The following is a 10732-nucleotide window of genomic DNA, read 5'->3' on the forward strand; positions in this document are numbered from 1 at the left end:
AAACCGGTTACTGTATTAAACGCCCTCATTTTCTTAAGGCCACAATCTTCAAATAATTAAAAAAGAAGCCCATATAAAGGCTTCTTTTTTATAGCCGGAGAAACTTTGCGTTACAGCGGGAAAACCTTCCTGCCATGCACTTCGTTTATCACCTGCGCCACGCAGCCATAGAATGCAGCGCCACCACATATAATACCTTCGTATCCGGCAATTATATGCAAAGATTTATTGCCTGTAAAATCACTCAAAGCCAGCAGGAAGAACAATACGGTAAGTGTAAAGAAAACCACCTGCAGCAAACGGTTCAGCTTTAATGTGCCGATGAACATAAAGAGCGTAAAGATGCCCCATAATAATAAATACCATGCAACCGCTGTTTCACTGGATTTATATTCAACGCCAAAAGATGTTTTGGGTATAAGCCATATAGCCACCAGCGACAACCAGAATGAGCCATAAGCTGTAAATGCGGTTGCGCCAAAGGTGTTATTCTTTTTCCATTCCTGCAGGCCGGCAAATATTTGTGCAATGCCACCCATAAAAATACCCATGCCCATTATCATACTGTCAAGCTCATAAATGCCGGCATTATGAATGTTGAGCAAAATAGTGGTCATACCAAAGCCAAGAAGGCCAAGCGGCGCGGGATTACCCGTAGTGTCTTTAATGATAATTGTTTGTGGAGAAACATCGTTAGTTGAATTCATGCAGCAAGTTTAAAGATTAAAAATAAAGGTTTAAAAATAATGAGGAAGTTTAAAATTCAGCATAATCAATCAAACATCTTAAAAAATATTTGAAGAATGAGATACGCATTCTTTTGAGGCTTTTCCACCTCTGTTCATAATCTTATAACCGCATATATAATTTTCTGTTTGTAAATTGGGACAAACATATCTATATGCGATGGAGAAGATTTAACGGTGAAACCATTCACATGCCTATTAAATCTGCTGTAGAAGATGCCATTAAACGCGAGCACGATAAAGGCGTGCATTTGAAAGTTTGTATTGGCACCGACAGCCAGGTAAAGGGCAGTGAAACGGAGTTTGCCACTGTAATTGTTTTTTTGCGCGAACATAGCGGTGGCTTTATGTTTATTCATAATGAAAAAACCAAGCAACGCTATAATATTAAAGAACGCATGCTGGTTGAAGTGGCCAAAAGCATTGAAGTGGCTTATGAGCTTTGCAATCTTTTTATTCAGTATGATGTTGACATGGAAGTGCATGCCGACATTAATACCAATCCTCATTTTAAAAGCAACGATGCCCTGCGTGAAGCTATGGGTTATATTATGGGGATGGGCTTCGCCTTTAAAGCAAAGCCTGAAGCATTTGCAAGCAGTTGCTGTGCAGATAAAGCCTGCAACTAACTATTCTTCCAGGCATTAATAAAGCTGTATTAAAGCACCGCTGATTCCGGACGTTCTCCGGAACCAATAATTCTTACGCTGCTAATTTTCTGAAATCATATATTCTACTCTATCCTTTTAATAAAAACAACTATAAATTTATCTCCCCTTCATTATCCCAGTTCTTCTTCACGGTTAATTTACGTGGCAATCGTATTACAATTTCAGGCTGGCGCTTAAGTTCAAAGCTTCCGGGTGTCCAGGTAAGATTTTTATCTTCATCATATAAAATGCGCAATTCATAATCACCAGGCTTATACAGTTTGCGGTAAAACTCGGTACTGGTTAATGCAGCAGAATCTACCACTTTATCGTTTTGCGTAAACTGCAATACAGGATTAAGGTTTAGATCAATTGTTGGGAAACGCAAGCGCACACTTCCATACTCACTTTCCGGCGCAGTTTGAAATTTGATAGTGTCTGTTTTTGCCAGCATTTTACCGCTGCTGTCAACAAAAGCATCCTGCTGAATCACCAGCCTGAAATACTCGCCTTCTTTCCATGGATATTCAACCGTGAATTTTTTAAAAGATGTGTCGGCAACAATCCTGTAATTGCCTAGCGGCTTGAAATTACTATCGGCTAAAACAATCTTAGACGAATCAAACGTTGCCAGTTTCTCCTGGAAATTTATATCAAGATTGCTTAATAAATCCTGCCGCCCGTTTTCCAATGCCACGGCATATTTTATAGCTTTGGTTGTATCATTTGATCTTTTTTTCGGTGGCTGATTAGTAGATTGCTGTTGCCCAAAGCCTTCATTTTCTTTACCCGGCTTATATTCATTATATGCATATAATATAACAGGCTCTGCCGAAGCAGCACTGTCAATTGTTACGGGCTCTTCTGCAAAAGCAAACAGCTTGGTACTGTCGTCGTAACGTTTTGTATAATCGTTTGGCAATGCATATACAGCATATTTTCCATAAGCCACATATTTAAAATTAAAACGCCCTGCACTGTCAAGCGTTGTATAATAATCAGGCCTGAGTTTTTTAACAGCCGAATCATTGAGGTTGCTGTGTAGCACAACAATTAATGTGGAATCGGTTTTTCCTGTTTCGGCCAGTTGCACTTTGCCACTCAGCCTTCCATCTACAAGATGATCGCCGGTTGAAAAAACGTAAACAAAATTCTTGGCAACATTCCCTTCATTATTATCTTTTAATGCCCTGCCAAAATTTATGGAATAAGTAGTATTAGGTTTAAGTGAATCTTTCAGCCGGATAGTTATATCTTTTAAATGCGCCATAATTATCGGCGCTATCTCAGGGTTTGGCGAAACAACGAGGCTTGTTTGCACGGCCTGGTTATCTAACTGTATGTATTCATCAAAAGTAAGTGTTATCCTGTTTGTTTTAAAATTAAGCGCTGAATCTTTTGGGGTTGCCGAAACCAATACCGGCGGCAGGGAATCCCTCGGGCCGCCTGTTGGCGGAATAATATTGGCGCAGGATGTTTGTACCTGTATTTCTATAACGGAAAAGATGATGAGAATAAAAAAGGAATAATATTTCTTCAAGCGTTTTTCTTTAAAGCTCAAACATAATAGCTTTATTTGGTTTCACTTCCTAATAATCCGATAAATTGTGCGGGCAGGCATTCGCCGGGGCAAGACCTGTTTTCAATTAAATTCTGCAAATCTTATCCTCCATAAAATTGCCGGTTCAGGTTATTTTTACACTTCATGCAAAAACCACTTAAAATATTACAGGCGTCGGCAGGTTCGGGTAAAACCTTCAGCCTCGCTGCACATTACCTCACCTTATTATTCAGCGGCGAAAATAAATACCGTGAGCTGTTAGCTGTAACCTTTACAAATAAGGCCACGGAAGAAATGAAAACCCGCATTTTAAATGTGTTGAAAGGTTTGGCCGAAGGTGATGGAAACGTGGACAGCTACCGCAATATTATTTTAAAGACACATCCGCACCTGGCAGGCGAAGCATTAAAACAAAATGCGGATAAAATATATAGAAAAATATTACACGATTACAGCCGGTTTGCTGTAAGCACTATTGATGGTTTTGTGCAGAAAGTAATACGCGGTTTTGCATTTGAACTTGGATTAAGTGCAGATTATGCGCTGGAGATGAATTATGATAAAGTGAAAGACGAACTGGTGCAGAAAATGGATGCATCGCTGGACAATAATAAACAGTTGCTGGAATGGATAATTGCACTGGCGCTGGAACGCATCAGCGATAATAAAAACTGGGATTACAAGTTTGAACTAGGCAATCTTATCAACGAGATATTCAAAGAAAGTTTTGAAGTGTTTGAGCAGGCACTCGCAGCGATTGGTACTGAAAATATTGATGCACTTTTTCAACGTTATAATGAAGCAACAAAACAGGAAATTGACACATACGAAAAAAAACTGGCTGAATATGGAAAGCAGGCTTTAGCTCTATTTGAGCGTTATAATGTAGATAAAACAGACTTTGTACAGGGTAGCCGGAACTGGTTGTGGAAGCTGCATGCATTCATCAATAACGACCAGGAAAAATTTGCTAAAATTTTTGCATTGATTGATAACCCGGATGCATGGTTTAAACCCGGCAAAGGCGATGAAAGCATGTACCGGGAGCTAAACAGCTTACTGAAAACCATTCAATCATTTTATGAAGAAAAGGTTGGCTCGTACGAATTGGCCATTGCCTTCAGAAAGAATTTATATTATTTAAGGTTGATGCAGGAAGTGGTCACGCTGTTATCGGCTTACCGCAATGAAAATGATAACCTGCTGATAAGCGATGCACAAAAACTCATTACAGGCATTACCGGCGATGCAGGCGATAACCCTTCTTTTATATGGGAAAAAGTAGGCGCACGTTACCGTAATTTTTTGTTTGATGAATTTCAGGACACTTCCGTTAACCAATGGAAAAGTTTCAGGATGTTACTCGCTAATGCACTGGCATCCGCTGAAGGAAAATATATAGATAATTTGATTGTGGGTGATACCAAGCAAAGCATCTACCGCTGGCGCAACGGCGACTGGAACATATTGCACCAGCAGGCAAAAAAGGATATAGGCAAACTGTATATTTTAGAAGAAAGCCTTGCAGAAAATTACCGCAGCACGGCCAACATCATTGGCTTTAATAATAATTTATACCAACTCTTGCCGGCATTAATGCAATCCTATCTAAACAATGCTGTTGAGGAACAACCGCCTGCTATAAGCGAATGGTGGAACAGCAACGGTTTCAGTGAAGTAATAACATCGGTGTATGCAGGTGCTGAGCAATCTAAAGCGCCTTCTACAAAACCCGGCGGCACTATAAAAGTGAAACGTTTTAGTAAAGATGAAAATGAAACAGCGCGTTATACAGAAACAGTTTTCCGGGAACAGGCATTGCATGATGTGCTTGAAGAAATTAATGTTTTAGTGCATGAAAAAAATTATGCACGCAAAGACATAGCCATTTTAGTGCGTTCCAATTTTGAAGCAACCACCTGTGTTGAAAAACTGATGCAACATAAGATCCCGGTTATAAGCGGTGATGCACTGCTCATCAGCAATAACCTTGCAGTTGATCTTATCATTAACACTTTAAAAGTTATAACCGGCATTGATGAACAAACAGCTTTGTATAAAGCCAATTGCATTGCCTTGTATCATGCTGTGCATCAAAACCAGGTGGCGCCTAACCTCTATTGCGACCTGAATGAAAAATCTTTATCGCAATTAGATAATGTATTGCCCGCATCCCTGTGCAATAACTGGCAGCAATGGCTGCAATTGCCGCTGGCCGAATTAGTGGAAAACTTAATTGCAAGCTATCAGCTTAACCATCTCCGGCAGCACATTCCATATTTGCTGGCCTTCCGCGATTTAATTGGCAACGCCACAAAGCCGGGCGAAAAAGGTATCGGCGCTTTTTTGGAATGGTGGGAAGAAGAAGGCTGTAAAAAATCATTGCCTTCACCCGATGGCGCTGATGCCGTGCAGGTAATTACCATACATAAATCTAAAGGGCTGGCATTTCGTGCCGTTTTTGTGCCGTTTTGTATATGGGACAATGAAACGAAAGCCAACTCCGTATTCTGGGTGCCGGCACAGGATACCTTGTATCATGAATTAGGCAATATGCCGTTGCGCTTCAGCAAAACACTAGCCCGCACCTCGGTGGCCAAAGCTTATTTTAAAGAATTGCTGTACAGCAATATGGACAGCCTGAATATGTTGTACGTAGCCACTACCCGCGCTAAGGATTTTTTATACCTCGGCACCATGTTTAAAAAAGAGGCTGAAAAATTATCCAATATCGGTGACGTGATCAATGCGGCGATGCAAGAGTTTAATCCTGAATTTGCAAAAGATAATTTGTATGAAAACGCAGCTTACATATTGACTGCTGCTGCGCCGCCTGAACGTTCGTGCATTACACTTGAAAATTATCCTACTTCGCAAAGGCTTTCAGACCTGTATGTAGCCACAGAAGATAAACATATTATTCATTTACTGAACACGGAAAAATCAGGCCGCAGGGGCTCCCTGGCGCACGATGTTTTAGCCAACGCCTCCAATGAAGATGAAACCGATGAGTACCTGGATAAGCTATTATCAGAAGGTGTAATACAGGAAGAAGAAAGGCAACCTTTAAAGAAGGCTGTGATGGAAGTATTGCAGCATCCTGAACTGAGTAAGCTATTGCATCAATCGGGGCACAGCATTATTGAAAGAAATATTATTGATATAAACGGCCGTATACAACGCCCTGACAGGATCTTGATAAAAGACGACAGTGTTTTATTGCTCGATTATAAATTCACTTTGGAACAAAGTGATAAACATGTTGAACAGGTATTGAAGTATAAAGGCCTGTTGCATCAGATGGGTTATGCGGATGTGCAGCCTTATTTATTTTATGCAGTGAGGAAGCAGTTGAAGAAAGTAAGCTAGTTATATAACCGAAAGTATTAAACGGGTTTAATAAAATGACAGGCAGGTTACAGACAATGATTGTTACGTTTACCTGCTTATTTATAGTTCATCATTTATAATTAAGATATTGAAACCTTTTTTAAAAGAAGTAGCGGAAGACCTGGTTAAAAAGTTTGGATTGGATATTCAACATTGTGCCATTGTATTCAATAACAAACGGCCTGCCGTGTATTTGCAAAAGTACCTGGCGGATATTATTCAAAAGCCTTTTTTTAGTCCTTCCTTATTTACCATACAGGAATTTTTTAACGAGGCTGTGCAGGAAAAGCCGGCCGATTTTTATATGCAGTTTTTTACGCTGTTGGAAATTTATAATCAACTATTGGCAGAAGAAGGTTTGCCTGCTGTAAAAAGCAGCCAGTTCTTTGGCCTTGCCAAAATTATTCTCACCGATTTTAACCAGGTGGACAGCGACCTCGTAGATGCTGATAAACTGTATAAAGAACTGGAAGATATAGCGGCCATCAACCTGGAGTTTGATTATCTGACACCGGAACAATATGCATTTTTATCGCAGTTCTGGCAATCTTATTCTGAAGGAAAACATAAGCGGCAGCAGGAATTATTCATCCAAATGTGGCGCAGGATGCCGCGGCTTTATCATCGTTTTCATGCAGCACTTTTGGCGAAGAAACATATAACACCAGGCGGTGCTTACCGAAAGCTGGCAGGCATGGACATAACAGAAATGGCCTACCTGAAAAACTTTGAGAAAGGCAAAATCATCTTCGTTGGTTTTAATGTATTAAGCCGTGCCGAAGCACAATTGTTTACCAAACTCCAGCAAGCGGGCAAGGCCTTATTTTATTTTGATGCGGATGAATATTATTTAAATGATGCCTTGCAGGAAGCAGGTCTGTTTTTGCGCAGGAACATTCACCAACTGCATTTAAAAAATGAGTTTGCGCAGCCCGTTAATTTAATGAAGACAGCCACGCACAACGTTGATGTATATAAAGTGCAGGGGCAGGCAGCGCAGGCTAAAATACTCAATCATATCCTTGCCAATGATTATGTGCAGCCAACGGAAGTGGACGCTGTGGCGGTAATATTAGCCGATGAAACTTTGCTCTTGCCGGCATTGCAAACCATTCCTTCGCAGGCAGATGATAAGCCTGTAAATCTCAACGTAACAATGGGTTTTCCGCTGGCTGTTTCAACGGTATTTGGGCTGGCTGACTTATGGTTAAGCTGCCAGTTGGAAATGTTCAATCATATACATTCATTAAAATACACTTCGCCGCATATTACCTACCAGCAGCTTGAATCTTTTCTCACACACCCGCTTACGGGATTAACGGAGAAAATGAAGAATAAGATTAGAAAGGCATTGATTGATGAGAACATTGTGCATGTAGAACAAACGCGTTTGATAAGACAGGGCGGCATATTGCAAAAATTCTTCACGCAGGCAGAACAACCCAAACAATTAATAACAGCTTTGCTGGATGTATTGAATTTTGTGCTCAATAATCTTTCGCAACAAAAACAATTAAAGAATATAGATGCTGAGCTGTTTGTGAAAACCATTCATGAACTCAACCGGCTTAACGATAATATTAAAGATTACCTCGAAAATGAAGAACTGCCTTTTGTTGCAGCGCTTATCCAAAAAGCATTGCAAAATATTAATGTGCCGTTAAGCGGCGACCCCTTGCAGGGAATCCAGTTAATGGGTTTACTGGAAACGCGTAACCTTAATTTTAATAAGCTTGTATTCCTGGGTTTTAATGAAGGCATCATTCCGAAAACATCTATTGGCAACAGTTTTATACCCGACAGTTTGCGCAGGGTTTATGGCCTGCCGGTGCTGGAAAACCTTGATGCTGTTTCGGCTTACATGGTGTACCGTTTATTGCAGCGGGCCGAACATATTTCCATCGTATATAATTGTTTGACTGATGAAACCACCAGCGGGGAACCCAGCCGCATTTTAAAACAACTGGAATATGAAAGTGGCTTTAAGTTCAATTATTATGAACTGGATCTGCCTGTGCAGGCAGCAGAGAGGCAGACTATAGAAATTGATAAAAAGAACCCGATGGTAAGGGCACGTTTGCAGCGTTATCTTACTAAAGAAAAAACCTTGTCGCCTTCTGCTATTACCACGTACATCGCCAATCCTGTTGATTTCTTTTTTAGTTATGTGGCGAATATAAAAGAGCCCAAAGAAGTAACGCCTGTAGTGGAAGCGAATGAAATTGGTTCTATACTGCATGCGGCGATGGAGCATTTTTATCGCCCTGTATTAAAGCAGGAAGTAAGCAAAGAATGGATTGAAGACCGGCTTACACAAAAAGATGCGCTTATTAAAAAAGCTTTTGCCAAAGTACGCAACATGCCACAGGCAGATACTTACGAATTTTCCGGCATGCAGCGCGTGGTTTTGGCAATAGTGGATGCCTACATCAATATCATTACCGAACGCGATATGGCAGATGCGCCTTTTACCATTATGGCGCTTGAAGAAAAAATCAATGCGGAAATTCCTTTCCAGCTAAAGGGCAAACAACAAAGCATTAAAATATTTGGTATTGTTGACCGCATTGATGTTAAAAACGGTGTGACAAGGATTGTGGATTATAAAACCGGAAAGGATGACCTCACTTTTAACGCAATTGACAAATTGTTTGACACGAACGATAAATACATTAACAAGGCGCTGATACAAACAATGATTTATGCAGATGCATATGAGAAAAAATCGCGCAGCCAGCATGTACAACCGGTGTTGTATGTGGTGCGCACGATGAAAGATAAAGGCATTGTTTTTTCGTCGAACCGCAAAGCCCTGGAAGGGCCTTTTCTCGCTGAACTGAAACCTGCATTCCTGGCAGGCCTTGAAAATAAACTGGCTGAATTGTTTGATGAAGACATTCCTTTCAAAGCCAGTGAAGTGGCCGATAATTATATGTATTCCATTTATACCACCTTGTTTTAGGGGCTTTTTCCAAAAAACTTTTCTTCGTTTCTCGTTCGCCATGTTCGTCTTTGCTTACCCCCGCACCGAAGATGGAACGAACGAAGTACGGCCATGGGATTAATCTATGTCCGGAAAAAAATTCGTGCTCCCGGTAATATTTATAAGCCCGTAATATTTTATACATTTTTATTAGCCGGAGTGCCATTTAGCCTTAGACTGCAGGCATTCTTTAACCTTCGCTGGCATGCTAATTGTCTTAACATGCATATTACTTAATCTAAAAAATTAAATTATGTCAAATACTAACGAAAGCCTGGGCAATAAAATCGCTGATGCAGTTGATGATGCGGGCACTGCCATTAAAAATGGTGTAAAGGATATAAAAACAAATACAGAAAATGATGCAAGGCGCGCAGACAATGAAGCCTATAAAGCGGCTAACGATGCAAAAGGCGAAGCCGGTAATATCTTCGACAAGATTGGCGGTAAAATTAAAAACGCGGTAAGCGATGCTAAAACATCTTCTGAAAATGCAGCCAATACGGCAAAGAATGAAAGTGAAAAGGCTGCCAACAATTTAGATAATGAAGCAAAAAAAGCAGCAAGAGACGAAAGAGATCAAAATAATATTTAGTAGAAACATTTATACAAAAAAACCGGGACATAGCTCCCGGTTTTTTTGTTTGGGTGGCTTCAGACAGCAGCGGTTTGCTGTAAGGAAGCGAAGATTGTTATTGAAAAGAAAGCCAGCCATTGGTAAAAATAACTAACCGCTAAACTGTGCTATTTTTATAAAAAAATTGCATGGCGGAAAAAGGTTTACTTTTTATTCCCGATATAAGCGGCTTTACAAAATTTGTACACGAGAATGAAATTGAACATAGCCGTATTATTATTGAGGAACTGTTGGAAAATATTATCAACTCCAATGAAATTGGATTGAAAATTTCCGAAGTGGAAGGCGATGCGGTTTTATTTTATCGCTTTGGCAATCCGTCTTTTGAAGAAATATGCGGCCAGGTGGAGAAAATGTTTTGCAATTTTCAAAAGCAGCTAAAAAATTATGAAAAAACGCGCATGTGTGTTTGTGCTGCCTGTAAAAGTGCTGTAAACCTGAGCCTGAAAATAATAACGCATCACGGCGAATTTTCTTCTTATACTGTAAAAGATTTTAATAAGCTGATCGGGAAAGATGTAATTATTGCCCACCAGTTGTTAAAGAATGATATAAACCTGCATGAGTATTGGCTGGATACGAATACTCTAACCGCTGCTAAAGAAAATAACAGGAACCTGCCTCAATGGGCACAATGGCAACCTGGTATAAAGCAAACAGAAATCGGCGATATTGATTTCACCTACTGCATGCTTACCAACCTGAAACAACAGGTGGAAGCCGATCCGCCGGAAGATAAAACCATAGGTGCACAAAAGATTAAAG

Annotated in this window: 7 protein-coding genes; 5 read left to right on the forward strand and 2 right to left on the reverse strand. The window is 40.2% G+C overall.

The genetic code is table 11. The features are described 5' to 3' along the window. Window positions 1-110: 110 nt before the first annotated feature. Window positions 111-707 carry an acetate uptake transporter gene (locus tag ACTHN6_RS14640; protein WP_440436511.1) on the reverse strand — a complete coding sequence of 199 codons (597 nt, stop codon included), beginning with the start codon at window positions 705-707 and terminating at the stop codon, window positions 111-113. A 194-nt stretch (window positions 708-901) separates the two neighbouring features. Between ACTHN6_RS14640 and ACTHN6_RS14645 the strand changes: the two genes are divergently transcribed. Further along, entirely contained in the window at window positions 902-1375 is a 474-nt protein-coding gene (locus tag ACTHN6_RS14645) for a ribonuclease H-like YkuK family protein (RefSeq protein WP_090657554.1), read from the forward strand. Between the two features lie 130 nt (window positions 1376-1505). Here ACTHN6_RS14645 and ACTHN6_RS14650 read toward each other — a convergent pair whose 3' ends face one another. After that, window positions 1506-2936 carry an Ig-like domain-containing protein gene (locus ACTHN6_RS14650; protein WP_440436512.1) on the reverse strand — a complete coding sequence of 477 codons (1431 nt, stop codon included), beginning with the start codon at window positions 2934-2936 and terminating at the stop codon, window positions 1506-1508. A 165-nt stretch (window positions 2937-3101) separates the two neighbouring features. Between ACTHN6_RS14650 and ACTHN6_RS14655 the strand changes: the two genes are divergently transcribed. The 4 genes from ACTHN6_RS14655 to ACTHN6_RS14670 form a co-directional block, all read left to right on the forward strand. Next, window positions 3102-6326, forward strand: a complete 3225-nt coding sequence (locus ACTHN6_RS14655) for a UvrD-helicase domain-containing protein (protein ID WP_440436513.1) — start codon at window positions 3102-3104, stop codon at window positions 6324-6326. 109 nt (window positions 6327-6435) lie between these two features. Then, on the forward strand, window positions 6436-9309 hold the full coding sequence (locus tag ACTHN6_RS14660; protein ID WP_440436514.1) for a PD-(D/E)XK nuclease family protein: 2874 nt from the start codon (window positions 6436-6438) through the stop codon (window positions 9307-9309). A 274-nt stretch (window positions 9310-9583) separates the two neighbouring features. Then, the gene (locus ACTHN6_RS14665; protein WP_440436515.1) at window positions 9584-9925 is read left to right on the forward strand and encodes a hypothetical protein; all 342 of its coding nucleotides are present in this window, start codon (window positions 9584-9586) and stop codon (window positions 9923-9925) included. A gap of 170 nt (window positions 9926-10095) precedes the next feature. Then, window positions 10096-10732: DUF2652 domain-containing protein (locus ACTHN6_RS14670; protein ID WP_440436516.1), on the forward strand; the 637-nt coding region annotated here is incomplete at its 3' end.

It is taken from the genome of Parafilimonas sp., assembly GCF_051953455.1.
Lineage (GTDB): Bacteria > Bacteroidota > Bacteroidia > Chitinophagales > Chitinophagaceae > Parafilimonas.